Raw genomic sequence first — 26,720 nt, 5'->3', positions numbered from 1 at the left:
CTGAGTCATTCGATTACGACCAGCGACGGAAAATCAACGAGGTGTTAACCCCACCAAAAGCGAAATTGTTGTTCATCACGTACTGGTTGCTCATCTGCCGGAATTCACCGCGCAGGTAATCGAGCTTGCCGCACTGTGGATCGATCTCATCGAGGTTGAACGTGTGCACGTACTGGTCGCGGTTCATCATTTCGATGCTGAACCAGGACTCCAGCGCGCCGCAGGCTCCCAGGGTGTGACCGAGGAAACTCTTCTGTGAACTGATCGGCATGTGTTCGCCGAACAACGCGCTGGTGGCCAGTGTTTCGGCAATGTCGCCCTGTTCTGTAGCGGTGCCATGACCATTTACATAACCGATGGCGGTCGGTTCGAGCCCGGCGTCTTCCAGCGCCAGCTCCATGGCCCGGCGCATGGTGAGCTGCTCCGGACGGGTGGCGTGCTGACCGTCGGCGTTGCTGCCGAAACCTACGATCTCGGCGTGGATATGTGCGCCGCGTGCCAAGGCGTGTTCGAGCTCTTCGAGCACCAGCATGCCGCCGCCTTCACCAATTACCAGGCCATCGCGGCCGGAGTCGTAAGGGCGAGGGCTGGTTTGCGGGGCATCGTTTTTCAGGCTGGTGGCATAGAGCGCATCGAACACCATGGCTTCGGTCGGGCACAGCTCTTCGGCACCGCCGGCGAGCATCAGCGGCAGGCGGCCGAACTTGATTGATTCGTAGGCATAACCGATGCCCTGGCTGCCGCTGGTGCAGGCGCTGGAGGTCGGGATCAGTCGGCCGGTGAGGCCGAAGAAAATGCTGATATTCGCTGCCGTGGTGTGCGGCATCATCCGTACGTAGGAGTTGGCGTTCAGGCCTTCGGCCACTGAGTTGAGCAGCATTTTGCCAAACGCCTTGATCTCGTCGGTGCTGCCGGTGGACGAGCCGCAGGAAACGCCCATGCGCCCGTCCTTGATCGACTCGTCACCCAGCAGACCGGCGTCCGCCAAGGCCTGTTCAGCCGCGCCAACGGCCAGGCGCGAGACGCGGCCCATGCTGCGCAGCTGCTTGCGGGTCCAGTGGCTCGGTACTTTGAAGTCATCGATCGGCCCGGCCAGGCGCGTGTTGAGTTCGGTAAAACGATCCCACTCGTCCATGCGGCGAATGCCGCTGCGATTGGCGGCGAAGTTGGCGGCGATGGTGTCCCAGTCGCTGCCCAGTGAGGTGATGCCGGCCATGCCGGTGACGACGACGCGCTTCATCAGCACAGGCCTCCGTTGACGGCCAGAACCTGCCGAGTGATATACGACGCTTCCGCCGACATCAGGAAATTCACCGCACCAGCTACCTCTTCCGGGGTGCCCATGCGCTGTGCGGGGATCATTTTCATCAATTCTTCCACCGGCACGTTTTCATCGAGCATTGCCGTGTCGATCAGGCCGGGTGCGACACAGTTAACGGTGATTTTGCGCTTGCCCAGTTCGATCGCCAGCGCCTTGGCTGCGCCGATCAAACCGGCCTTGGACGCGCTGTAATTGACCTGGCCGCGATTGCCGATCAACCCGGAAACAGAGGTGATGCAGACAATCCGTCCGGCGGCGCGACGACGGATCATCGGCATCATCACCGGGTGCAGCACGTTGTAGAAACCGTCGAGATTGGTGCGCATCACCATGTCCCAATCCTCCTCGCTCAGGGCCGGGAAAGCACCGTCGCGGGTCAGGCCAGCGTTGAGCACCACGCCGTAATAGGCGCCGTGGGTTTCGACATCGGCATCAAGAATAGCTTTGCAACGGGCACGGTCGGAAACGTCGAATTGCAGGATGCGAGCGTTGCGGCCCAGGGCTTCGACTTCGGCCTTGACGGTTTCGGCGTCCGCAAGGCCGCTGCGGCAGTGCAGCACGATGTCATGCCCGGCCCGGGCCAGACGCAACGCAATGGCGCGGCCGATACCACGGCTGGAGCCGGTGACCAGTACGGATTCAGTCATCACTCGACTCCTTGGGGTTCATGAAGATATTGCGCGGCCTGAGGCGGGCGAAACACGTTCAGCCGGGCGGTGGCGTGGATGCCGGGGGCGGTGAGGTGGCATTCGAACACACCCATGCCATTGTCGTCTTCCAGCGAGCGTATCCCGTGGATGGTCAACTCGGTGCCGACGGGGAAGTGTTCCACGTTGCATTCGAATTTACGGGTGCCGAGCAGAAAGCCCAACTCCACCGCATTACCTTTCTGGCGCGCATGGCAGCCAGCGTACGCGGCGACGCTCTGGGCCATCAACTCGATGCCGACCCAGGCCGGCAGGCTGCCGTCGGGGCGATTGAACAGGCCACCGGGTTTGACGGTGAGTCGGGTGTGAATCTGCTCGTCATCGAATGACAGAATCTGCTCGATGAGGATCATGTCGCCGGCATGCGGCAGCAGTTCGGCGAGCGGCCAGGCAATCATGGGGCGTCTCCGATAATCAGACTGACGTTATTGCCACCGAAGGCAAAGGAATTGCTCATCAGGTAGCGAGGTGCAATGGACGTCAGGTGGTCGGTCGGGGTCACCCAATGCAGGGCCGGTAATTCGGGGTCGGGCTGGCCGTCCCAGACGTGGGGCGGCAAGGCATGTTCGCTGTTGTCCGCGCTCAGGCTCAACCAGCAGAACGCCGCTTCCAGGGCACCGGCAGCGCCGAGGGTATGCCCGGTCATCGGTTTGGTCGACGAGCAGGGCACGCCTTGCGGGAATAGCGTCGTCACCGCCAGGCTTTCCATGGCGTCGTTGTGCTGGGTGGCGGTGCCGTGCAGGTTCAGATAGCCGATCTGCTGCGGTTGCAGGCCCGCGCGGCTCAAGGCTTTGCGCATCGCTTGCAGGGCCCCACGGCCGGTTGGTTCCGGCGCGGAAATATGATGTGCATCGGAGCTGGCGCCACTGCCTAGCAGGGCAATCGGTTGGCTGTTGCCGGCGCTTTTGCTCATCAGAAACAGCACCGCCGCTTCGCCGATATTGATGCCGTTACGGTTGGCTGAAAACGGATTGCAGCGCTGCTCGGACACCGCTTCCAGGGCCGAGAAACCGTTGAGGGTCAGCTTGCACAAGCTGTCGACACCGCCGCACAACACGGCGTCGCATACGCCCAGGTCGAGCAGTCGTTGAGCACTCATCAGCGCGCGGGCGCTTGAGGTGCAGGCGGTGGAAATGACATAGGCCGGGCCGCTCAATTGCAGCCAGTCAGCGAGGAACGTCGCCGGCGCGCCGAGTTCCTGTTGCTGATAGTCATAATCGGCGGGGAACTGATGCTCACGGATGTAATGGGCCAGACCGCTGCTGGCCTCGTGAATGCCCGAGGTGCTGGTGCCCAGAATGACGCCGATACGGTCGCGGCCGTAGGTCTGGATCGCCTGCCGGATGTCTTCGCGAATTTGCAGCGCAGCCTCCAGCAGCAATTGATTGTTGCGACTGCTCTGATGCGCGAGCTCAGCCGGAATCGGCGCCAGCTCACCGCGCACAGCCGCGACCGGCAGCGTGCGTTCCGCCACCCAGCCGGCCTCGCTGCGCATGCCCGAGCAATCGCCGGCAAACAGGTTGCGGGCGACTTCCTGCTTGTTGCGGCCCAGGGCGCAGATCACCCCGAGGGCGTTCAGATAAGCCGTCATGGCGTGGGCTCGCCTAACGGAGTGACGCGATAGTGCGGGCCTTGGGATACGTTCAATTCAAAGCTCAGTGGTTGTGAGTAACGAATGTTCCAGCGCGGTGACAAGGACCGCTGCCCGTCCTGCTGGCGGGCGGCGGGGTAGTTACCATGCAACTCGCCGGCGGGGGTCAACGCAAACAACAGGGCCGCGAACAGCTCCCGGGCTTCCGGATTGGGCGGCAGCAGACCGTCGGCCTGCCATTGGCCATCGATCAGTTTCTGCCGTGCCACGGGAATCCCCAAAGGGTCCATCATCGACCAGCGAATGCCCGGGCCTTCACGCTGGATCACCAGCAGCCAGTCCTGACGCTGTTCGGCCATCTGCCGTTCGATGTGCAGTTGCAGCGGCAACGCCAAGTTCGGGGTTCGCTCGGGCAGCGGTGCCTGGCTGGCACAGGCGCTCAGCAACAGGACACAACCCAGAAGCAGGAAACGGATCATCAGGCACACCCTTCAACGGGCTTACGCGCAACTACATTGACCAGGGTTTCTTCCCGCTGGCCAAAGGTTTTGGGCTGGCGCAGGCCGAAGCGTTCGAGCAGGCCGAAATCCTTGGCGCGACTCCACCACAAGTAAGGGTAAGACACGTTCTGCGGGCCGAATTCAAAACCCTGGCGACGAATCATGTCCAGGTAGCCGGCGGCACTCTTCTGCACGTGCATCGGGTGGCGGAACAGCCAGCGAATCACCCAGGTATCAATGTAAGCCTCGGTGGACTCGGCGAACAGCAAATAGCCGCCCGGCTTGAGCACTCGATAGAACTCGGCCAGGGCCTGATCCTGCTCGACAAGGTGATGGAAGGTCTGATGACAGAACAGCAGATCGACGCTGGCGTCCGGTATTTTGATGCTCGCGCAGTCACTGCCGATCAGTTCTACATCCATGCCCTGGCGGGCCGCTTCTTCGCCGCTCAGGTTCAGGCTGTGAGGGTCGGCATCCAGCCCGATCAGGCGCCGAGGCGCGAAGGTCCGGCGCAGATACTGGAACGACTTGCCCTGGCCGCAACCGGCATCCAGCAATACCGGATTGTCGGGCAATGGCGCGCTGAACAGATCGCGCAAATCATTGATCGCCACTCGCAATACATGGTGCTGCCAGGTGTGACTGCGCAGGAACCAGAAACCAAAACGGGTCTCTTCGACGTAGTTGTCGCTCAAATAACTCATGTCGGATCCTGTGCGCAAAGGTCCGAGATCATCCGCAGTCGACGCTTGGGTTCGCTGACAAACGGGTTGCGTTCATCCCAGGCGTAACCCGCGAGAATCGAGCTGATCATGCGGCGGATTTCCGCTGCGCCGCCCTGATAGAAAATCACATCCTGAAAGGTCCCGGCGTACCAGCTTTCGACGTAGCAACGGAAGGTGTCGACGCCGCGCTTGAGCGGTTCGGCGAACTCGGTCTGCCAGTCGACGCTTTCACCTTGCAGTTGGCGGTGCAGCACTCCGGCAGCCATGCTCGCCGAACGCATGGCGATGGTCACGCCGGAAGAGAACACCGGGTCGAGAAATTCCGCCGCGTTGCCCAACAGGGCGAAACCAGGGCCGTGCAGGGTTTTGACGTTGGCCGAATAACCGCCGATGGTCCGCGCGGGCGTATCCCACACGGCATTGTTCAGCACACCGGCCAGGCTTGGCGTTTCAGCAATGAAGCCGCGCAGGCAATCGTCCAGATTCTCGGTGCGGCCTTCGAAGTGTTCGGCGGCCGCCACTACACCCACCGAGCAACGGCCGTTACTGAACGGGATGGTCCAGAACCAGATATCCCGCTGGGTCGGATGGGTGGTGATGAGGATTTTCTCCCGGTCGAAAGCCGGGCTGTCGATACAGTCTTCGACGTGGGTGAACACGGCTTGGCGCACCGGGAAGTTCGACGGTGCTTCAAGGTCCAGCAAGCGCGGCAGCACGCGACCGTAGCCGCTGGCATCGAGCACGAAGTCGGCCTCGACGCGATATTGGCTGCCGTCTTCGCGAAGCACATCGAGCTGCAGTTTCGGCAGGCTGAAATCGGCGCTGACAATGGCTTCGCCATAACGGACATCGACACCTTGCAGCTCAGCCTGATCGGCCAGCAGCTTGTCGAAGTCGGCGCGCTGGACCTGGAACGTCGTCGGCTTGCCGTTGGTGAACGTGTCGCCGAAATCGAAGGTGCTGTACTGATCGCCCCAAGCGAACGCTGCACCGTTTTTGCGCTGGAAACCAGCAGCATTTACCGCCTCGAGCATGCCGGCTTCTTCGACGAAATCCAGGCAGTGGGACAACAGGCTTTCACCGATGGAAAACCGTGGGAAATGCTGGCGCTCGATCATCAGCACATCATGACCTTTACGCTTGAGCAGTGCTGCGGCGATGGCGCCCGAGGGGCCTGCGCCGATCACCAGTACCTGACGACGTTCCATTTCAACTGTTGGCACGGGTGCTCCTTGCCGGGGCGGCGATGTTCAAAGGAATTCGGTGCATGCCGGCCAGTGCCGGCAGCAGGGTTGCGATCAGGCCCATCAACATCAGCGCGAAATACAGCGCAGGGCTGATGAGTTGTTGTTGCAGCAGCAGGTTGAGAAAGACGATCTCGCTCAAGCCGCGAATATTCAGTAAAAGGCTTTCCCGCCAGCGGCTGGCACCTTCAAACGAGGCGCCGGCCCAGCCAAGGCCCAACCAGTTGCCCAACAGTTTGCTGGCAATCGGCAACAGCAGGAGCGCGGCCAGTTGCACCCCACCGAGACTGTCGATGGCACTGTGTACGTTGATTTGCACGATGCCGAACGTGAGGATCAGCGGGATGGCGATCCAGGTCTGCAAACGGCTCATCCACGCCGCCGACAATGGCAGCACCAATGGCACCTTGAGCGCGGCCATGCACAGCAGATAGCCGATGCCGAAAATCAGCGCATTGAGTTTGAAGTGTTCGGCGACCACCAGCAGCGCGAAGAAGCCGCCGCTGTACAGCAATGGTTGGCGCAACCCGAGCAGTCGCAGCAACAATGGCAGACAGGCGCCGGCCAGCGGCAGCAAGAGGCTGCTCAGGTGCAGGCTACCCTGTGCGAACGCAAACAGAGTCCAGCAAGTCAGGTCGATCAGGATCGCGGTCTGCACCAGGCGTCGGGTGGCAGCGGGCGGGTAGTTGATGTGTCGCAGGTACAGATACAACACCGGAATCGCGGTGATGGCGAACAGCAGACCGACCGCCAGCGAGCTGATCCACGGCTGCGGCGGCAACAGCCAGACCGCCGTTGCCAGCCCGCAGGCAAACGGAATACAGAAACTCGGCAAGGCGATCTTCAGACTCTGGCGTTCCAGTCGCAGGTCGATCACGTCGCTGAGGATGTGCCCCAACAGTAAGGCAAAGCTCAGGCTGTAGAGGTTTTTCAGCCAGTCGGGAGAGATCAGATCGGCGCCGCTCAGGTGCCAGCCCGGTTCGATCCAGAAGTACATCAGCAGCGGCAGGCCGAAGGTCGCCAGCAGCAACTGGCTGACGATCGGAATCAGACCGAAATGACGACCGATACGGGTGGCCACGGCGAACATCGCCAGGGCCATCATCCAGAACACCGCGACCATCATGATGCCGGCTCCGTAATCGGTGCGATGTGGACTTGGCGTCCGGCCCACGGCGCCAGAATAAAACTGAACGCCAGGCCGAGGCTCACCGACAGGCCGAAGTTGCTCACCGCCGGCGTGCTGGACACCGCCAGCAGGCCGAACGACAGCCAGGTGGTCACTGCTGCCAGCAAAGTGCCCAGAAGGCTCGCCGCGCCGCCGCCGATCTGTTCGCGCATGAGGATCGCGTAGTCGACGCTGATGGCCGTCACCAGCAACAGGCCGAACAGGCTGAACAATGTCAGCGGCTGACCGAGCCAACCGAGGCTTGCCAGACTGCACAGGGCCGCCAGCAACGGCAGAGAGACAATTCTCAACGCGCCACCGAGACCGAATGGCAAGATCAGCACCAGCACGATCAACACGCAGGAGGCGAGTTTCAATTCAGCGGCGCTGATTTGAGTGGCGGCGAAAACCTGGTTCAGTTCGCCGAGACGGTCCACCAGTTCCACGCCCGGCAAGTCCAGCGCCTGGACCCGCAACAGTGTGGGATTGTTCAAACCTTGCAGGCTGACCATTGCAGCCACGCCGTCATCGGTCGGCCCCAGCCATAGGGTGCGGTAGGGTTCGGCCAACGGGCCGGCCAGCGCGGCGTCGATGTCTTCGGTGGGCAGCGCCTGCAACGTTGCCAACTCGGCCTGCAACGCGGCGGCCGGCACGCCGAGGTCGAGCAACGGTTGCCAGAACTGCGGCAGCTTGCTCAGTGCGTCACGCACTTTGCGCTGTTCGCTCGGCTGGCTGACCAGTTGATTGAGCGACAGATAGCCCTGAAGTTTCTCCAGATTGACCAATTGATCCAGACGCTCGCTCAGTGCGGTTTGGCGTTCGAGCAATTCCTGCTGATTGGCCGCGCGCACCAGGAAGAACTGGCTGGTGGGTTGATAGCCGGTGATGCGTGCGATGGTCTGGGCTTCGTCAGTCAGTTGTTGCGGCGTGCCAACCCATTGGCGAATGTCGTTTTTGCTCTGCAGCTGCAACAGACCGCCGACACAGAAGGCGATCAACAGCGCCAGCAGCACCGGTGTGCGTACGTATTTGAGCAACGATTCACGCAGCTCCAGCAACTTCTCGGCGATGCGCATCGGCCATTGCGCCGGTCGCAGAACCACGCCCTTGAGCAGCGCCGGTAGCAGGCACACTGCCGACAGGTAGGCGCCAAGCAGGCCGGCGGCGGAGAACACGGCAATTTGGGTCAGGGCCGGGAACGGCGTCCAGGCCAGGGCCAGGTAGCCGATGCAACTGGTGATCAGGCTCAGCGTCAGCCCCGGCAGGGTCAGGCGCAACGCCGGCCAGCTGTGCCAGGGTTTCAGGCTCCAGCTTTTGGACAGGTAATGCAGCGGGTAATCCACCGCCACGCCGATCAGGCTGGAGCCCAACACCAGCGTCATCACATGCATGTGACCGAACAGCGCCACGCAGGCCACCGCGCCGAACAGCATGCCCACCAGCACCGGGACGAACGCCAGCAATACCCGCCAACGCCGGAAGGCCAGCAACAGCAGCAACAGAATCCCGACCGTGGCGCCGCCGCCGACCCAGGTCATCTCGCACGCGGCTTGCCGTTGACCACTGGCAGCGTACAACAGGCCACTGGCGGCGAGTAGTTGCACATTGGCCTGGGCGGCTTCTTCGCGACTGTGCTGGAGCAGGTCAGCCACTTGCAGCGGCAGGTTCATGTCGAACGCGTTGCCGACGGTTCGCGCCCGCAGCATCACCCAACTCTTGCCGTCGGCATCGGCAACCAGCGCGCCGCTGCCGATGTCCAGTTGCACCGAACCGTGCTGTGGCTGGCTGTTCTGGATGCGTCCGGTCAGGCCGAGCCAGTCGTCCTGGCTCGGCACCAGGCTGAAGCCGGTGAACGGGTCGAACAGGGCTTGTACCCGTTGCTGAATAAAGGCGTCGGGGTGCTCGATGAGTTGCTGTCGGTCGGTCGCGGACAGCATCGCCAGTCGGCCTTGCAGCAATTGTGTGCGCAGCGCTGGCAAGTCGGCCTGCAGGTTCCACTGGACCTTTTCGAACACACCGCTGGCCTGCCACTGCTCGCCGAGTTTTTGCGCCATGGCGATGGCTTGCTGGCGGTCTTTATGGCCGACCAGCACCAGCATTTCCCGGTTCAGCGGTTCTTGCATGCGTTGTTCTGCGCGCAGTTCCAGCGCGTCCGGCGCCGTGCCTGGCACCAGTTCCATCAGGTTGGCCGACAGCGGCGCGTCGTCACGCCATTGCCAGCCCGCGAGTGCGAGCACCGCCAGCAGCAGGATCAGAAACAGCCGCGGCAGCATCCGTTCACTCGGCAAAGTCATGTTGCTCCGCATCGCTCAAAGGTTGTGCGCTGGTACTGTCCTGCATACGCAACAGGGTTCGGTCACCCTGGGTTTCGAGCAGCTCGATGCTGTGCACCAGTTCGCCGCCGTCAATGTTGATCTGATTGAACACCTGCTTGAGCAGCATCGAACGCGGGGCCAGGGTCAGTTTCCAGTTTTGTGCATCGCCGCTCAGCGAAAGCTCGAAATCCCGTTGCAGGCCACTGCTGTCGCCTTGCAGCACCGCGAGAAACAAGCGGTTCTGTTCGGCGCCGGCGCTCTTGTTCGGCAGCATTTGCCAACCGTTGGCATCACGCCGGGCAATGCCCTTGTCGCTGATGCGGTAGTCCTGTTGCAGCGGGGTTTTCAGCAGCCAGAGAAGGCCGTGATTCTTCGCCAGAACGAAGGTGCCCTTGCTGGTCAGCGGCTGGGGCAGGGCGCGCAGGTGTTTTTCCTGGATGAAGCTGCCGTGGATCACATCGGGTTTGCCCAGTTGATCGCTGAGCTGCTGTAAATCGAAAGCCTGCGCCAATGATGAAAGCCCGAGCAACGCTAAAGCGCCAAGGCATTTGAACAGCGAATTCATGGCAGCATCCTTTCAACCGCGTCGGTGAACACCTTCGGTGAAGCCAACTGCATTTCGCGGCTGCTCATGTCGACGGCGACTTGCACGGAACAGGCGCGGGTCAGGCGCTCGCCGGTGGCCAGATCGCTGATCAGGTAACTGATCTTCAGGCGGTTTTCCCACTCCACCAGGCTGGCGCGCACATTCAGCTTCTGGCCGAACACGGCGCCGCGCACATAGCGCAGCTGCAAGTCGATCACCGGCCACGCGTAACCCGACGCCACCATGGCGTCGTAGTTGTGACCGATCTTGTCCAGCAGCGCACAGCGGGCGACTTCCAGGTATTTGACGTAATGGCCGTGCCAGACCACGTTCATGGTGTCGACGTCAAAGAACGGTACGAGGATTTCCGTGTCGGTGTGAAGCACTCCCTTGCTACGCATGCAGCCTCCAGTGTTGTTCGGCGATGCGTTGCAGGCACAGGCGCAATTCGCCTTCAAGGGCACGGTCTTCGATCACTGGCGGGAAGTCCTTGGCCAATTCTTTGTGCATCGCAGCCAGGGCCGGTGGCAGTGGCCGCGCGTCTTCAGCCTGGCCGCGCAGCCAGACGCCTTGGTTGGCGGCCAGCAGCGTGGCGGCGGCGACCTGTTCGGTCAGCTCCAGCACGCGGATGGCGTCGCGGGCGGCGATGGTGCCCATGCTGACTTTGTCCTGGTTGTGGCACTCGGTGGAGCGCGAAAAGACGCTGGCCGGCATAGTGTTTTTCAGCGCCTCGGCAGTCCAGGCACTGGTGCCGATCTGCACGGCCTTGAAGCCGTGATTGAGCATCGCGCGGTCGGCGGTGGCGCCAGACAGGTTGCTCGGCAAGCCATGGTTGTAACGCTCGTCCACCAGCAGCGCGAGTTGACGGTCGAGCAAGTCGGCGACGTTGGCCACCAGGGTTTTCAGACTGTCCATGGCGAACGCGATATGGCCGCCGTAGAAGTGCCCGCCGTGCAGCACCCGTTCGGCTTCGGCGTCGATGATCGGGTTGTCGTTGGCGCTGTTGAGTTCGATCTCGATGAACGAGCGCAGCCAGTTAAGGCTGTCGGCCAGCACACCGAGCACGTGTGGCGCACAACGCAGCGAGTAGCGGTCTTGCAGACGATGCAGCGGCGCGGTTGGCGCGTCGATCGCCAGATCCTTGCGCAGCCACGCGGCGACTTGCATCTGCCCTGGATGGGGTTTGGCCGCGAACAGGCGCTCGTCGAAGTGCTCCGGGTTGCCCTGCAAAGCGACCACGTTCAGCGCGGTGATGCGTGTAGCCAGTTGCAGCAGGTAATCGGCGCGGGCGTAAGCCAGGCAGGCAAGGCCGGTCATCACGGCGGTGCCGTTCATCAGCGCCAGCGCTTCTTTGGGGCGCAATACCAGCGCCTCCCAACCCAGTTCGCGATGCACATCGGCGGCTTGTCGACGCTCACCACGGAACATCACTTCGCGCTCGCCGGACAAGGTCGCGGCGACGTAGGACAGCGGCGTCAGATCACCACTGGCGCCCACCGATCCTTCTTCCGGAATCAGCGGCAGAATGTCGTGTTCGAGGAAGGCTTGCAGACGCTCCAGCAGTTCCACGCGTACCCCGGAAACGCCGTAGCAAAGCGATTGCAAACGCGCCGCCAGCACCGCGCGGGTGGCTTGGGCGTCGAGCAGTTTGCCCAGACCGCAACCGTGGAAGGTATACAGATGACGGGGCAGGGCTTCGACGTGGTGCAGCGGCACCGCTACCACGCAAGAATCACCATAACCGGTGGTCACGCCGTAGATCACGCCTTCCTTGTCCAGCAGGGAATCAAGGAACTGCGGGCCCTTGGCGATGCGCTGGCGAAACTCGGGGTCGCCCTGCAACTGCGTCGGCACCTGACGGTTGGCCAGGGCCAGCACGTCTTCGATGCGCAAAGGGAGTTCGCCGAAGGTTACCGGCTCAAGCGTTGGCGTCGTCATCGGTCTTCCAGAAAGGGTAAAAGTTGAACCATTGTTGGGGCGCTTCAAGGCAATAGTGACCCAGGCGTTCGGCGTAGCGGGAAGCCCACTGATGAATGACCTGTTCGCGGTCGCTGCGTTTCCACACGATGGCGTCGGCGAACGGTTCGAGGGTCAGTCGATAGTCGCCAGTGGGTTTCTTCAGGCACAGCATCAGGTTGATCGGGCATTTCAGCAGACCGGCCAGCAACCATGGGCCCTGAGGGAACGCGGCTTGATGGCCGAGGAAATCCACTGTCACGCTGCGTCCGCCATGCAGCGGCACGCGATCGCCGGCAATCGCCAGCCATTCGCCGCGTTCCAGGCGTTCATGCAGTTTCAGCATGATCACCGGGTCCAGCTCGCTGACCTGAATCAGCCGCAGATTGGTCGCCCCGGCTTCGCCCAGCAGACGGTTGAATTGTTCGGCGTGCTTGGTGTGCACCAGCACGTTCATGGTGACTTTCTCACCGATCTCGGCCAGCGCCCGGCAGACCTCGAGATTGCCCAGGTGCGCGCCCACCAGCATTTGCCCACGTGTGCCGCGCAGTTTATTGCGCAGCAGCGCAGGGTCGATGATTTCGATTTGATCGATGCTCAGCTTGCCGTTCCACACATCGAGTTTGTCGAGCATGGAGTCGGCGAAGGCCATGAACTGGCCGAACACCCGCCAATGGCTCGGGCGCAATTCGCTACGACTGCTCCAGTCGGCAAGTCGCTGCTGGTATTGCCAGGCGCTTTGGCGGGCGCTGCGTCCGAACAGGAAAAAGTACAGCACGATGCCGTACAGCAACGGGCTCAACAACCGACGGCCCAAGACTTTTGCACAGAGCGCGGTGAACTTCATCAGCCAGAAGCTGCCACGCTCCTGGCGGTCGGCCCAGTGCTGTTTGTCTGCGTTGTCACTCATGCTCGCCACCGTCGCCAGAGGATCACCGGTGCCCGCAGCAACATGCCGAAGAACAGCCGGGTGTGCATGCTCGAAATCAGTACATTGTCGTGGAACAGGCGAAAATGCGAGACGCCATCCGAAGGGTAATGGACCTTGGTTTTCAGCCACTGCATCGGCAGATTGCGCCAGGCCAGGCGCACCAGGATGTCGGAGTCGAAGTCCATGCGCTTGCCGATCCTGGCCGAGTCGATCAGTGCCAGGGTCGGCGGCAATGGATAGACACGGAAGCCGCACATCGAGTCGCGAATCTGCAGCGACAGGGTGTTGATCCAGACCATCATGTGCGTCAGGTAGCGGGCGTACAAACGGCCCTTCGGCACGCTGTCGTCATATTGCGGATAACCGCAGATCACCGCCTCGGGATGGGTGCGCGAATGCTCGATGAAGACTTTTACGTCTTGCAGGTCGTGCTGGCCGTCGGCGTCCACCTGCAAGGCGTGGCTGAAGCTCAGGCGCGAAGCTTCGCGCAAACCGGTCATTACCGCGCCGCCCTTGCCTTGATTGATGGTGAGCCTGATCAGATGAACCCGGTCACGCTGGGCCAGTCGGTCAAGGACCTTGGCGCAGGCCGGGCTGCTGGCATCATCCACCAGAATGCAGGGCAGGCCACTGGCAAGGAGGGCATCGACCACGGCAGTGATTGCGGTTTCGTGGTTGTAGACAGGGATTACGGCGCAGGGGTTATGCATGATGGCGTGCATCTGAAGGATCGAGGTGTCTGCATCGCGAGCAGGCTCGCTCCCACAGGGCATTCGTGTTTAACAGAGATCCAATGTGGGAGCGAGCCTGCTCGCGATTGAGTGCGTAGCACTCACCAAAGTTATGCATCGCTGGCAGCCTCCAGCAAAATCCGCCCACTGGAGCAGGTGGCGGTTTCATTGCGATAGGCGAAATACAATTTACTGCGCGCCGAGTCGAAGCGCAGATGCAACTGGACTTCATCGCCAGGACGCACCAGTTGCTGAAATTTCAGCACTTCCATACCGGCGAATTTTGCCGGCAGATCCATCAATTGCTGGCCCAGGCTCAATGCCCAATCCACCTGCACCACGCCGGGCAATACCGGTGCTCGGGGAAAGTGGCCGCTGAAATACGCCAGGTCTGGCGGGACGGCCAGTTGCAGGCTCCACTCGCCATCAACTTCCAGCTGTTCCAGCACTTGCGGTGCTTTTGGACGGGGCGCCAGCAACAAGGCTTCGACCTCGGCCTGGGGCAGTTTGCCTTGCGTGTTCAGCGGCAGCTGCCGCAACAAGCGCCAGCGGCGTGGCAGGGCAAGCGTTTCACAATGCTGACTCAGATGCTGACGCAAGGCTTGAGTGAGGCTGCGTCGACCCTGATTGCGCAAGGCATGCAGGCCTTGCTCGCTGAGTACCAGCAATGCCCCCAATGAAGCGCGGTTTTCCTGAACCACACCGAGGCGCGCTTCGGCGACCCAGCGGTGCGCCATCAGCGCTTGTTCGAGCATCGGTAGCGAGATACGTTTTTCTTCCAGTTTGACGATTCGGTCCAGCCGTCCCAGCAGTTCGAAACGGCCGTCGGCGGCGATGCGCGCGGCATCGGCGGTGTGTTCAATATGGCCGGCCGGCAAGTACGGTGAGGCAATAAGCAGGGCGCCATCGCTGTCCTGGCTCAGCGCAACATCGGCGAAGGGCTGCCAGAGATTCTGGCCCTGACGCCAAGCGATGCCGCCGGTTTCCGAGCTGCCGAAAACTTCTGTCGGCCATTGTTGCAGGCGTTCATGCAGGCTTTGCGCCGCTTCGGCGGGCAACGCACCACCGGAGGAAAACACTCGGCGCACCGCGCTCAGCGCTGGCCAGTCGAGGTTGTCGCCCATGCGTTTGAGCAATGCCGGGCTGGCGACCCAGGCGAAGACCGGGTGTTCGCGGCTGGCGCGCTGCAAGTCTTCCGGGAAGGCCAGCTGTTTACGCACGAACGAGCGCCCGGCGCACAGCGGCCACAGCACCCGAAACAGCAAGCCGTAGATGTGCTGGGTGGCAACGCTGCCGATGATGCAGGCCTCGCCCAGATCTGCGCCCCATAATTGCTCCAGCGCTTCGACTTCATTGGCCAGCTGGCGCAGGGTTTTGTCGATACGCTTGGGTTCGCCACTGGAGCCGGAGGTACACAGGCTCAGCTGACAGTGATCCAGATCCAGCGGGTTGGCCGGCAGCGGTGGATGCTGATAATCGCTCAGGTGCGCGTCGTCGACCTGATCGGTCAGCCACAGATCGACCTCGGTCGACCAGCGCTGGCGAGTCTGCGCTTGCAGGTCGGCGGGCAACAGCACGCTGACCCCGGCACGCCAGGCGCCGAGCAGGGCAATGGCCAGGTCGGCGGCGTCCTCAAGATGCACGGCGATGCGCTGTACCCCCTGAGCTTGCAGGCCGGCCGCCAGGCTGAGGGCCTGTTCGCACAATTGCGCGTGATTCAACGCGGGTTCCACCGTCACGGCACGGTCCGGCTGAACCTTGAGCAACAGTTGCTCAAGTGTTATCCAATTCATGGGCGGCCTCTTACCCGTTGTCGTATCAGCCATTCAATGGCAAACATCAGGCCGATCAATCCATAGGAGATCAGGCCGGTGTACAACATCCACCAACTCAGCGGCGCCCAAAGGGTCAGGGCGGCGGCGCACAAGCCGTTGCAGAGAAAAAACACGCTCCAGGCAATCGTCACCTGGCGGGTGTAGCGAATGGCCCTGGCCGGTAATTCCGGTTCTCGCAAACGGGCCAGGCGTTCAATCATCGGCGGGCCATATTTCAGGCTCAGGCCGAACAGCACCAGCATGAACGCGCTGATCAGCACCGGGTACCAGCGCAGCAGCACCGGGCTGTCGAACAGCGCCAGCAGCAGACAGAATGCGATGGCGACCGTGGCCATCCACAGGCTGCCAGGTCGTCGCTCGCCGGTCAGCGCCCGCGCCAGCCACAGGCTACCCAGCAGCAGACCGAACTGCCACGGGGCAAAATGCTCCATGCCGAAATACACCGCAAAGGGGTACAACAGGCCTGCCAGCAGCAGGCCAAGGCCGATCAATCGGCTCATGCGGCGGGTTGAACCAGACGGTAGACCGCATCGACCACGTCGCTGACGGTACGCACCGATTTGAATTCTTCGGCGGCGATTTTCTTGCCGGTCTGGCGTTTGATGTGATCGATCAGGTCGACCGCATCAATGCTGTCGATTTCCAGATCCTGATACAGGTTGGACCCCAGACTGATGCGCTCGGGGTCCAGCTCGAAGAGTTCGACCAGAGCATCGCGCAGGGTATTGAAAATATCGTCACGAGTTTGCATGGTCCGGTCTCAAGCTGCCTGTTTTGCAGTGACGAACGCCGCAAGGCTCGCCACGTTGGTGAAGTGATTACGGGTGTCCTTGGCGTCGGCATCGATTTTGATGCCGTACTTTTTCTGAATCGCCAGGCCGAGTTCCAGGGCATCCACCGAGTCCAGGCCAAGGCCTTCGCCGAACAGTGTCTGGTCATCGCCAATGTCGTCGACGCCGATGTCTTCGAGGCCCAGGGCGTCAATGATCAGTTCTTTGATTTCACGGTGTAGATCGCTCATCTTCGGCGAGCTCCTTAATAAAGTAATGGTGCAAATGATCATTGAGCTTACGCGAGGCCTGGGGCGCGGGCCCCTGCGTAGCGAAGGCCTGTGGGTCTATATCGGCCCCGACACGAAAACTGAAGTGCACGCGGCGTTTGGGAATCCGATACCAGGGTTCGGCCTTGGTCAATGTGGTCGGATCGACCTTGATGATCACCGGGGTGAGGATTCTCGCACCGCGCACGGCGATTGCCGCGCCCCCCCGATGAAAGGCCGGCGATTTGCCGGGTTGGGTACGGGTGCCTTCGGGGAAAATGATCAGGGTCTGACCGCTTTTCAGCGCGTCGGCAGCGGCGTCGAGCATGTCCATGCTGCCGTCGTTGCTGATGTAATCGGTGCGGCGTAGAGGGCCGCGGGTGAACGGATTTTCCCAGAGGCTCTTCTTGACCACGCAGTTGGCGTGACCCACCAGGCCGATCAAAAACACCACATCGATCAGCGAGGGGTGATTGGCGACGATCATCTGGCCAGGCCGCCCGAGCTTTTCCGCACCCTGAATGTCATAGGTCAGCACGCCCGTGCGAGCCATGAACCGAATGAAAAACCAGAAACACCGGCTGACGGTCTGTCGTGCCCGCTGACGATGGGCCTGGGAGTCTCCGGGCAGGCAGTTCAACAGCGGGAACACCACCAGTCGCAGGCAAAGTCCGCCCAACCCGAACAGGGTGAAGCTTGCGGCAGTGGCCAGCAGACGCCAGTAATAAGCGTCGCGGTTTTTATCGGTTACGGGTTGCGTTGCCAGGTCCATAGACGATTTTTCCAGGCATGTTGGCAGGTGGTCTGCTGGCCGAGCAGGGTACGCAACAGATTCAGGGCATGGGGCCAGTGGGGTTTGGACAACGCTTGCGAGGTGCTGTTCAGCGACAGCTGCCACTCATTGCCGGGCGTAATCAGCAGGCCGACCGCGTAAGGGAATGGCACGTCGTCGATCCAGGCCGAGTAGGCCGCGGGCGGTTGTTCTTCAGTCACTACCAGCAGTACCGCAGGCGCTCCTTCATCAAGCAATGCCGCCGCCTCTAGCATGCCGTGTTCAAGACCATCACCGGCCGCAGCGAGGGCGGTCATCTCGCTGGTTTCGCCGCGCATGATCGACCATAGGCCGATGACCGCGTTATGCACTGACAAGCTGAACTGAGTGGGCGACAACGGTTGGTCAGTCGCCAGATCACTGAGAATTTCGAAAGTACGCGGAGTTTCGCCGTGGCGGGAAATAAAGACCAACGGCAGGTCCTGGCGACCATCGGCCAACGGCCAGCCGACACTAAACGCCATCCGCGCCAGACGGCTGAGTCGCCGACGCTGCATGGCCGGCAGAAACGATACATCGGGGGCGGCATCGCTGGGCTCGAGCACGACCGGTTGTCGGCTCCAGGCCTGCCAGTCATCCACGCTTTCAAGCCCTGGGGCCCATGCGCGCCATTGGGCGATGTTGAAGTTGATCACAGACATTCATCCCGCCCCTGCGGGCTTCCTTTGACGCGGTGAGTCGCAAAAAAGCGCGGCGGACCTTACGTGGTGCTTAACGCCGAGTGGCGCGCATTATCCCGGTGCGGCGGGCGTGTAGCAAATGCTGGTTACATTTTGCCCAACGAAATGTACCGTCTGGTTCGCGAAAAAACTGTCGTTTGGCCATTATCCACGTTGCAGCGGATATGTCTGTCAGCTCTATCGGCTGTCGATGGAGGAGTTGGCGGCTTTTTCCGCCGGATATTTTCCAATGACTGTGTAGTCCCGATGCCGGTGAGGTAGCTAAGCAGCGTCGTGGACTACTACACTCGGTCATTCTTTGATACACGGAGGTTTTGACATGCGGCGCGTGGTGTTCAATCAGAAAGGTGGGGTGGGCAAGTCAAGCATTGCCTGTAATCTGGCGGCGGTCAGCGCCAGCGAAGGCTATCGCACGCTGTTGGTGGATCTCGATGCTCAGGCCAATTCCACTCAATACCTGACGGGACTCACCGGTGATGATATCCCGATGGGAATCGCTGACTTCTTCAAGCAGACTCTGTCCTCGGGTCCGTTCTCGAAAAAAAACCAGGTCGACATCTACGAAACCCCATTCGACAACCTTCACGTCGTCACCGCCACCGCCGAGCTGGCTGACTTGCAGCCCAAGCTTGAGGCCAAGCACAAGATCAACAAGCTGCGAAAATTGCTCGAGGAACTGGACGGCGATTACGACCGAATCTACCTCGATACGCCGCCGGCACTGAATTTCTATGCCGTCTCGGCATTGATCGCCGCTGATCGTGTGCTGATTCCCTTCGACTGCGACAGTTTCTCGCGTCAGGCGCTGTATGGCCTGCTGGCGGAAATCGAAGAATTGAAGGAGGACCACAACGAAGGGCTGGAAGTTGAAGGCATTGTCGTCAACCAGTTCCAGGCCCGCGCCAGTTTGCCTCAGCAAATCCTCGACGAACTGATCGCCGAAGGGCTACCGGTATTGCCGGTGTACCTGGCCAGTTCGGTGCGCATGCGCGAATCCCACCAGGCCAACACGCCGCTGATCCACCTCGACCCGCGGCACAAGCTGACCCAGCAGTTCGTCGACCTGCACAACCTTCTCGAAAACGCCTGATTCCTGCAAACAACACCGAACCACTGTGGGAGCGAGCCTGCTCGCGAAAGCGGAAGTCCAGTCAACAGAGATGTTGAATGTGAAGCCCTCTTCGCGAGCAGGCTCGCTCCCACATTTATTTGTGGTGGCTCTAAATCCCTTGGCTACGCAGCCAGCTCATCAACTGCGGCAACGGGAAGGCTCCGCTCTGGCGAGCCACTTCCCGGCCGTTCTTGAACAGAATCAGGCTCGGGATCGAGCGAATCCCCAGCTGCGCCGACAACTGCTGATTCGCCTCGCTGTCCAGCTTGGCCAACCGACACTTGCCCGCCAACTGACCCGCCGCCTGCTCGAACACCGGCGCAAACGACTTGCACGGCCCGCACCAGTCCGCCCACACATCCACCAGCAACGGCAGGTCGCCCTTGATCTGACTGGCGTAATCGCCTTGCTTCAATTCGAACGGCTTGTTGAGCAGGACTTCGGCCTTGCAGCGGCCACATTTTGGATGGTCATTGAGGCGCTCGGCGGGGATGCGATTCAGGCCGTTGCAGTGGGGGCAGGGGATTAGCAGTGGTTCGGGCATGATTGGTTCTCAGTGGGCAGTCTATGCAACTGATCTGGAGTCGAAGGTGGTCATTATCAAGGCGATAGGTTGTAGGCCATTACCTTCTTCAGTTGCACAGAGGGACTACGTTCACTCACGACGAACAACTGATCTCCAGATGCTTACCCCACTCAGGCGGCCGCTCGGCATAGCTCTCCATTCCAGGCTGTTCCTCGAACGGATTGCTCAATACCGCGTGCAAACGACGAACTTCTGCATAGTCGCCGCTTTCCGCCGCATCGATGGCTTTCTGCGCCAGATAGTTACGCAGGATGTACAGCGGATTGACCGCATGCATTCGTTTGCGGCGCTGTTGCTGGTCAACCTCGCCTTCACGAGCAACCCGGGCGGTATAGAGCTCGCCCCACGTATCGAAGCCCTTGATGTCGACGAAGTCATCGCGCAAACGGGCGATGGCCAGTTCGGGTGACTCATCCCCAAGGCGGCGGAAGAACAGGCTGTAGTCGACGCCGCTGTTCTGCATCAGTTGCAGCAGGTGCTCCAGCAGTTTCTGGTCGTCGTCTTCGGCAGTGGTGAGACCGAGGCGGCGGCGCATCAGATCCAGGTAGTGGGCCTGGAACAGCGGCAGGTACAGGCCGAGGGTTTCGCGCAGGGCTTCGACGCTGATGAACGGCGTCAGGGCCTGGGCGAGGGCGCTGAGGTTCCACTGGCCAATCGGCACCTGGTTGCTGAAGGAGTAACGGCCCTGGTCATCGGAGTGGTTGCAGATGAAGTGGGCGTCGAAGTCGTCGAGGAAGGCGAACGGGCCGAAGTCGAAGGTGATGCCCAGGATCGACATATTGTCAGTGTTCATCACACCGTGGCAGAACCCATAGGCCTGCCATTTGGCGATCAGCTCGGCGTTGCGCTCGACGATTTCGCGGAACATCGCCAGGTACGGTTCCGGCTGTTCCAGGCAATGCGGGAAATGCATGGCCAGCACATGGTCGCCGAGTTCTTTCTGTTGCTCGGGGCGCTTGGTGTAGTAGAAAAATTCGAAATGCCCGAAGCGCACATGGCTCGGCGCCAGGCGCAAGACCATGGCCGCGCGTTCCTGTTTCTCGCGCCAGACGGGCGTGTCGGAGCCGATCACGCACAGCGCGCGAGTGGTGGGAATGTTCAGCGCATGCAAGGCTTCGGAGGCGAGAAACTCGCGGATCGACGAACGCAGCACCGCCCGTCCATCACCCATGCGCGAGTAAGGCGTCTGGCCGGCGCCCTTGAGGTGCAGGTCCCAATGTTCACCGGCTTCGTTATAGACCTCGCCCAGCAACAGGCCACGACCGTCGCCCAACTGCGGGTTGTAGGAACCGAACTGATGCCCCGAATAGACCATCGCCCGCGGCTCGGCCTCGGCCCAGAGCTTGTGGCCGCCGAACAGTTCGGCGAACACCGGTGTTTCGGCCACGGCCGGGTCCAGGTCCAGCAACGCCATGGCAGCGGGGCTGGCGACCACCAAGCGTGGCGCGGCGATGGGCTCGGGCAGCACATGGGTTGAGAACGCGTCGCCCAGGCGGGCGAAGCGATTGTCGAAGGTCAGTTCGTCGAGGGCTTTCAACGGCCATCTCCAGCAGAATGTCCGAGCATTCTGCTAGGGATAGAGCAGTTAGTCGAGTTCGACAGGTGGCGGCTCGTGCCGCGGTTTGCCATCGGCCAGCGGCACGATGGTTTTGGTTTCCGGCTCGACCGGCACCATCTTGTACTCCTGGCCGTGAAGGTTCTTGAGGTAGACCTCCATTTGCCGGAACGAGATGTTGATCTTCTGCTTCTTGAACTCACGATTTATGAAGCGGTTGACCTCGTCGAGCACCGGGTTACGGTCGCCGAGGTCGCGCACATGCATGCGCAACTCGTGGTCGAGAGTGCTTTCGCCGAAGCTCAGGAAGTACACGTGAGGTTCCGGATCCTTCAGTACGCGCGGGTTGTCCCGGGCAGCCTTGAGCAGCAGCTCTTTCACCAGGTCCAGGTCCGAGCCGTAGTCGACACCGAGCTTGAGGGTCACCCGGGTGATGGTGTCGGTCAGGGACCAGTTGATCAGTTGCCCGGTAATGAACGTCTTGTTCGGGACGATGATGTCCTTGCGGTCGAAGTCGGTGATGGTCGTGGCGCGGATGCGGATTTTGCTCACCGTGCCCGACAGGTTGCCGATGGTGATGGTGTCGCCGATTCGCACCGGGCGTTCGAACAGGATCATGATGCCGGAGATGAAGTTGGCGAAGATCTCCTGCATCCCGAAACCGAGGCCGACCGACAGTGCCGCCACCAGCCATTGCAACTTGTCCCAGCTCACGCCGAGCGTGGACAGGGTCGAGACGAAACCGATGCCGGCGATCACATAGGACAGCAACGTGGTGGTGGCGTAGGCGCTGCCCTGAGCCAGGTTCAGCTTCGACAGCACAAACACTTCCAGCAAACCCGGCAAGTTGCGCGCCAGTGCAAAGGTGATACCGATGATGATCAGCGCGCCAAGCATGTCGCCGATGCTGATCGGCACCATGCTCATGTTGGCGCCGGTGCCGCTGGTGTATTCGTAGAGGGTGATGTTGTCCAGGTACGAGAATACCGAGATCAGATCGGACCAGACCCAGTACAGCGCCGCGATGAAACCGCCGAGCAGCGCCAGGCGAATCAGTCGCAGTGACTGTTCGTTGACCTTCTCGATGTCCAGGGTCGGCTCTTCGATCACCGCTTCGCCGTCGCCAGCCTCTTTGGCGGCCTGACGTTTGGCCAGCGCGCGTTGATAGGCCAGGCGCCGTGCCGCAACGCTGAGGCCGCGCACGAAGGTCGCTTCGATCACCAGCCAGAACATCAGCAGGTACAGCGTGTTGATTAACCGGTCGCTGAGTTTCAGCGCGGTGTAGTAGTAACCAAAGCACACGGCGACGAACAACGCGATTGGCAGGACAGTGAACATGACGCCCACGGCCTTGCGGAACAGCGATGCGTTTTCGTGAGTCGGGCTGCTGACCAGCAGGCGGCTGAGCAACCAGGCCATCAAGGCGTAGCAGGTCAGCACCACCGGCATGCCGAGCACGTCATCGGCCAGCGCCGCCGGTTGCAGTTCAGCGACCGCCACCACCGTCACCAAGGCCATTACCACCAGCCCGAGTCGGCGAATCCAGCCCTGAAGGAATTCCACCTGTGGTTTTTCCCAGCGGAAATGCAGTTCGGCCACGCCACCCGGCGCGAGGATGCGGTAGGCGGTGTAGAACACCAGCCAGGCCTGGGCCATCTGCAGTAGTGCCGCGCCCATATTGGCGTTCTGCCCGCGGGCGTCGATTTGCAACGCCAGGCCGCACAAGGCCAAACCCAGGGATACCGGCATCGCCAGCAGGATGTTGATCAAAATCGCTTGAGGTGTGTGCCACTGGCTGTCGCGCTTGAAATGGCCGATGTCCAGGTGAACTTTATTCAGGCGGGCATAGAGATTTTTGCGGCGCCACAGCAGCGCCCCGATCAGAAAGGCCAGCGGCAGGAACAGCAGTGGTCGCTGCGTCAGGCCATCGGTCAGTTCGCTCAAGCTCGAGGCCCACGGCAAAGTGGTGACCTGACGTTCCAGGCGTTCCGGCACGCCGTGCATCCACTCAAGGTCCAGCGGTTTGTTGCTGGGAATCCAGAACATTTGCTCGTCGAGGGTCGCCCGCAGACTTTGCGCGGTGCTGAGCAGTTGCTTCTGGTTGAGTTGCAGCGTGATGGATTCGTTGAGCACCGCGCTCAGTTCGCGATTCAATCGCTCCAGCAGGTCCGCGCGAGTAGTGGCCAGCTCCAGCAGGCTCTTGCGCAGTTGCGGGGTGACTTGTTCGGGCGGTTGAGTCGCCAGCAGGTTATCGACATAAGTTGTCGGGTTGCTGAGCAGTTCCCGTTGCTGGCTGACTTCGAACTGATACAGGCGAATGTCGGCGATCTGGTCGGCCAGATCACGGTCGAGCCTGAGTCGCGGCAGGGCCTGTTTCTGTTTGTAGAGAATCTTGGAGAGCAGCAGGCTGCCCTTGAGCACATTGATCTGTTCGTCCAGCGCCGAATCGCTCTGGGTCACGCTGTCCAGTTGCTGTTTGGTTTGCAGGTTCTGTTGGGTGACTTCGTTGAGACGGTCAGTGCTTTTGAGCAGGTAGTCGGAGAGCTTCAGGTTGGCCGCGCTTTCGGTAGCCAGCAGGCTGCTGCCGCCAGCCTTCTGCGCTTCGATGGACTGCTGGGTCACTGTTTCTTGCGATTGGGCCAGGCGTTTCTGGTTGATCAGGGTTTGCAGCTCCTGGATCTCCTGATCCAGGCGATCGGATTTCTCCGAGAGCAAGTCATGCTGACTGTTACCCAGATCCTGCAACTGGCTGTTGCCGGCCAGTTCCTGGCGGCGCAACGGGATCAAGGCGTTCAGTGCCGCGAGTTCAGCGTTGAGCTGATCGCGTTGCTCAGGGGTCAAGATCTTGCCGCTTTCCTTGCCGAGCTTGAGGATGTTGTTGATCTGCTGGATGCGCGTCTGGCTGGCAGATATTTCGGCCTGGGCGCGCTCGGGGCGGGTCTGGGCGGTGATGATCAGGCTGTTCGCTTCAGCCAGGGCTTTTTGCAGATCGCTTTGCTGGGTGGAGCGTTCGGTCAGCAATTGCTCAAGCTGCTGAATGGTCTCTTTGGTATAGCGTTGCGCCACCGGTACCACTTTGGTGGCCTTGAGACGGGTCAGTTCGCGCTGGTTTTCGATGTTCTGCTTTGGCGCATTGGTCAGCTGCTGCTTGAGATCGATCAGCTTCTGATCGTAATCGCGCTGGTTGTTGAGTTGGGTGAGCGTGCTCTGCAGGACCGCTTGCAGGGCTTTTTGATCGGCTTCCGGCAGTTTGCGCTCGGCGATCTTGTCCAGGCTCGCCTGCACGGCTTCGCTGGACGGCGGTTCGGCGGCTTGCAGCGTGCTGATGGAAAGACTCAAGCCCAGCAGGGCCATGATGATAAAAGTGCGCAGGGTTGACATAGAGACCGATCGAAAACGAGGCGAAGAATGGAGTTTAGAGGAAGAGTCCCGGTCCGGGGCGACTTCCTTCGGGGAATCTGACGCCTACCTTACCAATCTTGTTCCCTTCCATGACAGCGACGGTCCAGAGGGTGTTGTTCCATTCCACCTGGTCACCGACTACCGGCGCACCGCCCACTTTCTGGGCAATGAAGTGACCCAGGGACATGTTCGGATCGATGCCTTCGACTTTCAACCCGTACAGGGCAGCAACCGCGCCCAGCTGGGCGTCTCCTTCGAGTACGAAGTCGCCGAAGAAGCGCAAATCCAGACCCCGTTGCGGAGCCTGACTGAAGAGTTTTCCGAGGGCCGGAAGGTTGTGTTCATGGCCGATGACGCAGAGCAAATCATCGACTTCGAGCACCGTACTACCCGACGGATGGAGCAGTTGTTGGCCGCGAAACAGGGCTGCGATACGGGTACCTTCGGGCATTTTCAGCTCGCGAAGAGGGGATCCAATGCACCATTTCTCGGCACCGAGGCGGTACACGAACAGCTCCCACTCGCTGGTGACATGCACTTCCAGCGCAGAACGGGAGATCGGCAAGGGCTCCGGCGGGACGGTTACTTTCAAGAGCTTGGCAACCCAGGGCAGGCTCGTGCCTTGCACCAGCAGCGACACCAGCACGATAAAGAACGCCAGATTGAAGTAGAGCTGAGCATTGGGCAGCCCCGCCATCAGCGGGAACACCGCCAGAATGATCGGTACGGCACCGCGCAGGCCAACCCAGGAAATGAATGCTTTTTCGCGGCCATGGAATGCTCTGAAGGGCAACAGACCGACCAGCACTGACAGCGGGCGGGCAAACAGAATCATCCACATCGCCAGGCCCAGCGCCGGCAAAGCGATCGGCAGCAGGTCATGGGGCGTAACCAACAGCCCCAGCACCAGGAACATGCCGATCTGGGCCAGCCAGGCCATGCCGTCGAGCATATGCAAAATGCCGTGACGACTGCGGACCGGGCGGTTGCCGATCACCAGGCCACACAGGTAAACCGCCAAAAAGCCGCTGCCGTGCAGGGCATTGGTCAGGGCAAACACCACCAGACCGCCAGCAATCACCAGAATCGGATAAAGGCCGGTGGCCAGGTGGATACGGTTGACCAGTTGCAACATGAGCCAACCACCGCCGAGGCCGATCACACCGCCGATGCCGAACTCGCGCATCAAATGCACAAGCAGATTCCAGTGCAAGCCGGTTTCGCCGCTGGCGAGCATGTCGATCAGGGTCACGGTGAGGAACACCGCCATCGGGTCGTTGCTGCCGGATTCGATTTCCAGGCTCGCGCTCACCCGTTCATTCAGGCCCTTGCCGCCCAGCAGCGAGAACACGGCAGCGGCGTCGGTGGAGCCGACGATGGCGCCGATCAACAGGCCCTGAATCATGTTCAGGTCGAACAGCCACGCCGCCGCCATCCCGGTCAGCCCGGTGGTGATCAACACCCCGACTGTGGCCAACGACAATGCCGGCCATAACGCCACGCGAAAACTCGCCACCCGGGTGCGCAAGCCGCCGTCGAGCAGGATCACTGCCAGGGCGAGGTTGCCGACCAGATAAGCCGTTGGGTAGTTATCGAAAATAATGCCGGCACCGTCGACACCGGCCGACATGCCCACCGCGAGGATAATCACCAGAATCGGGATGCCGAGTCGCGATGAAAGAGAGCTCACCAGAATGCTCGCACCTACCAGCAACGCGCCGATCAAGAACAGGCTGTTGATGGTCGTCGCATTCAAAGGCAGTACTCCAGAAAGCTTAAAGGCGGGCACAAACTGACCATGCAGTCTGCGTGCCAGCGATTCTAACCTGTTGAAATGTGATGCTGTCAAAAAGCTTTTGCAGATCAAAAGATCGCAGCCTGCGGCAGCTCCTACAGGAGTACTCG

General features: G+C 61.0%; 25 protein-coding genes. 1 reads left to right on the top strand and 24 read right to left on the bottom strand.

Going from position 1 to position 26,720, the window contains the following annotated elements; all coding sequences use genetic code 11:
- Positions 1-13: 13 nt before the first annotated feature.
- From BK662_RS15440 to BK662_RS15345, 20 genes are all read right to left on the bottom strand, one after another.
- Complete coding sequence (locus tag BK662_RS15440; RefSeq protein WP_123358772.1) at positions 14-1,240, bottom strand: beta-ketoacyl-ACP synthase; 1,227 nt, start codon at positions 1,238-1,240, stop codon at positions 14-16.
- Positions 1,240-1,968 carry a 3-oxoacyl-ACP reductase FabG gene (fabG, locus tag BK662_RS15435; protein ID WP_123358771.1) on the bottom strand — a complete coding sequence of 243 codons (729 nt, stop codon included), beginning with the start codon at positions 1,966-1,968 and terminating at the stop codon, positions 1,240-1,242. Before fabG ends, BK662_RS15440 begins: the two co-directional genes overlap by 1 nt.
- Complete coding sequence (locus BK662_RS15430) at positions 1,968-2,426, bottom strand: hotdog family protein (RefSeq protein ID WP_123358770.1); 459 nt, start codon at positions 2,424-2,426, stop codon at positions 1,968-1,970. Before BK662_RS15430 ends, fabG begins: the two co-directional genes overlap by 1 nt.
- Positions 2,423-3,619 (bottom strand): beta-ketoacyl-[acyl-carrier-protein] synthase family protein, encoded by a 1,197-nt coding sequence (locus tag BK662_RS15425; RefSeq protein ID WP_123358769.1) that lies wholly within the window; start codon positions 3,617-3,619, stop codon positions 2,423-2,425. The genes BK662_RS15430 and BK662_RS15425 overlap by 4 nt, the downstream gene beginning before the upstream one ends.
- Complete coding sequence (locus BK662_RS15420; RefSeq protein WP_123358768.1) at positions 3,616-4,098, bottom strand: DUF3261 domain-containing protein; 483 nt, start codon at positions 4,096-4,098, stop codon at positions 3,616-3,618. Before BK662_RS15420 ends, BK662_RS15425 begins: the two co-directional genes overlap by 4 nt.
- Entirely contained in the window at positions 4,098-4,823 is a 726-nt protein-coding gene (locus BK662_RS15415; protein ID WP_123358767.1) for a class I SAM-dependent methyltransferase, read from the bottom strand. The genes BK662_RS15420 and BK662_RS15415 overlap by 1 nt, the downstream gene beginning before the upstream one ends.
- Positions 4,820-6,067 carry an NAD(P)/FAD-dependent oxidoreductase gene (locus BK662_RS15410; RefSeq protein ID WP_123358766.1) on the bottom strand — a complete coding sequence of 416 codons (1,248 nt, stop codon included), beginning with the start codon at positions 6,065-6,067 and terminating at the stop codon, positions 4,820-4,822. The genes BK662_RS15415 and BK662_RS15410 overlap by 4 nt, the downstream gene beginning before the upstream one ends.
- Positions 6,054-7,214, bottom strand: a complete 1,161-nt coding sequence (locus BK662_RS15405; RefSeq protein WP_123358765.1) for a sodium:proton antiporter — start codon at positions 7,212-7,214, stop codon at positions 6,054-6,056. Before BK662_RS15405 ends, BK662_RS15410 begins: the two co-directional genes overlap by 14 nt.
- Positions 7,211-9,550, bottom strand: a complete 2,340-nt coding sequence (locus BK662_RS15400) for an MMPL family transporter (protein WP_123358764.1) — start codon at positions 9,548-9,550, stop codon at positions 7,211-7,213. The genes BK662_RS15405 and BK662_RS15400 overlap by 4 nt, the downstream gene beginning before the upstream one ends.
- A complete protein-coding gene (locus BK662_RS15395) occupies positions 9,534-10,136 on the bottom strand; it encodes an outer membrane lipoprotein carrier protein LolA (protein ID WP_123358763.1) in 603 nt (200 codons plus the stop codon). Before BK662_RS15395 ends, BK662_RS15400 begins: the two co-directional genes overlap by 17 nt.
- Positions 10,133-10,558: an acyl-CoA thioesterase gene (locus BK662_RS15390; RefSeq protein ID WP_038978628.1), complete on the bottom strand. Its 426-nt coding sequence runs from the start codon at positions 10,556-10,558 to the stop codon at positions 10,133-10,135. The genes BK662_RS15395 and BK662_RS15390 overlap by 4 nt, the downstream gene beginning before the upstream one ends.
- Positions 10,551-12,095: an HAL/PAL/TAL family ammonia-lyase gene (locus BK662_RS15385; protein WP_123358762.1), complete on the bottom strand. Its 1,545-nt coding sequence runs from the start codon at positions 12,093-12,095 to the stop codon at positions 10,551-10,553. Before BK662_RS15385 ends, BK662_RS15390 begins: the two co-directional genes overlap by 8 nt.
- Positions 12,076-13,023 carry a lysophospholipid acyltransferase family protein gene (locus tag BK662_RS15380; protein WP_123358761.1) on the bottom strand — a complete coding sequence of 316 codons (948 nt, stop codon included), beginning with the start codon at positions 13,021-13,023 and terminating at the stop codon, positions 12,076-12,078. The genes BK662_RS15385 and BK662_RS15380 overlap by 20 nt, the downstream gene beginning before the upstream one ends.
- On the bottom strand, positions 13,020-13,754 hold the full coding sequence (locus BK662_RS15375) for a glycosyltransferase family 2 protein (protein WP_123358760.1): 735 nt from the start codon (positions 13,752-13,754) through the stop codon (positions 13,020-13,022). Before BK662_RS15375 ends, BK662_RS15380 begins: the two co-directional genes overlap by 4 nt.
- 131 nt (positions 13,755-13,885) lie before the next feature.
- The gene (locus BK662_RS15370; protein ID WP_123358759.1) at positions 13,886-15,568 is read right to left on the bottom strand and encodes an acyl-CoA synthetase family protein; all 1,683 of its coding nucleotides are present in this window, start codon (positions 15,566-15,568) and stop codon (positions 13,886-13,888) included.
- A complete protein-coding gene (locus BK662_RS15365) occupies positions 15,565-16,110 on the bottom strand; it encodes a COG4648 family protein (RefSeq protein WP_123358758.1) in 546 nt (181 codons plus the stop codon). The genes BK662_RS15370 and BK662_RS15365 overlap by 4 nt, the downstream gene beginning before the upstream one ends.
- Positions 16,107-16,361, bottom strand: coding sequence for an acyl carrier protein (locus BK662_RS15360; RefSeq protein WP_123358757.1), 255 nt, complete (start codon positions 16,359-16,361; stop codon positions 16,107-16,109). Before BK662_RS15360 ends, BK662_RS15365 begins: the two co-directional genes overlap by 4 nt.
- A 9-nt stretch (positions 16,362-16,370) precedes the next feature.
- Positions 16,371-16,631: a phosphopantetheine-binding protein gene (locus BK662_RS15355; protein WP_123358756.1), complete on the bottom strand. Its 261-nt coding sequence runs from the start codon at positions 16,629-16,631 to the stop codon at positions 16,371-16,373.
- Positions 16,612-17,421 carry a lysophospholipid acyltransferase family protein gene (locus BK662_RS15350; protein ID WP_123358755.1) on the bottom strand — a complete coding sequence of 270 codons (810 nt, stop codon included), beginning with the start codon at positions 17,419-17,421 and terminating at the stop codon, positions 16,612-16,614. The genes BK662_RS15355 and BK662_RS15350 overlap by 20 nt, the downstream gene beginning before the upstream one ends.
- Positions 17,397-18,122, bottom strand: a complete 726-nt coding sequence (locus BK662_RS15345; protein ID WP_123358754.1) for a beta-ketoacyl synthase chain length factor — start codon at positions 18,120-18,122, stop codon at positions 17,397-17,399. The genes BK662_RS15350 and BK662_RS15345 overlap by 25 nt, the downstream gene beginning before the upstream one ends.
- Positions 18,123-18,480: 358 nt before the next feature.
- Here BK662_RS15345 and BK662_RS15340 point away from each other — a divergent pair, with 358 nt between their 5' ends.
- Positions 18,481-19,251: a ParA family protein gene (locus BK662_RS15340; protein WP_008009127.1), complete on the top strand. Its 771-nt coding sequence runs from the start codon at positions 18,481-18,483 to the stop codon at positions 19,249-19,251.
- A gap of 130 nt (positions 19,252-19,381) precedes the next feature.
- Here the strand turns inward: BK662_RS15340 and trxC are convergent, their stop codons facing one another.
- The 4 genes from trxC to BK662_RS15320 all read right to left on the bottom strand — a co-directional run bounded on the left by trxC (position 19,382) and on the right by BK662_RS15320 (position 26,571).
- Complete coding sequence (trxC, locus tag BK662_RS15335) at positions 19,382-19,816, bottom strand: thioredoxin TrxC (RefSeq protein ID WP_123358753.1); 435 nt, start codon at positions 19,814-19,816, stop codon at positions 19,382-19,384.
- A gap of 115 nt (positions 19,817-19,931) precedes the next feature.
- Entirely contained in the window at positions 19,932-21,395 is a 1,464-nt protein-coding gene (gene selO, locus BK662_RS15330) for a protein adenylyltransferase SelO (RefSeq protein WP_123358752.1), read from the bottom strand.
- 48 nt (positions 21,396-21,443) lie between these two features.
- On the bottom strand, positions 21,444-24,794 hold the full coding sequence (mscK, locus tag BK662_RS15325) for a mechanosensitive channel MscK (RefSeq protein WP_123358751.1): 3,351 nt from the start codon (positions 24,792-24,794) through the stop codon (positions 21,444-21,446).
- Positions 24,795-24,828: 34 nt separating this feature from the next.
- A complete protein-coding gene (locus tag BK662_RS15320; protein ID WP_123358750.1) occupies positions 24,829-26,571 on the bottom strand; it encodes a potassium/proton antiporter in 1,743 nt (580 codons plus the stop codon).
- Between the last annotated feature and the right edge of the window lie 149 nt (positions 26,572-26,720).

This window comes from Pseudomonas frederiksbergensis (assembly GCF_003732275.1).
GTDB classification, from domain to species: Bacteria; Pseudomonadota; Gammaproteobacteria; order Pseudomonadales; family Pseudomonadaceae; genus Aquipseudomonas; species Aquipseudomonas frederiksbergensis_H.
Note: the sequence above shows the minus strand (reverse complement) of the source record. Positions and strands in the feature narration are given on the sequence as shown.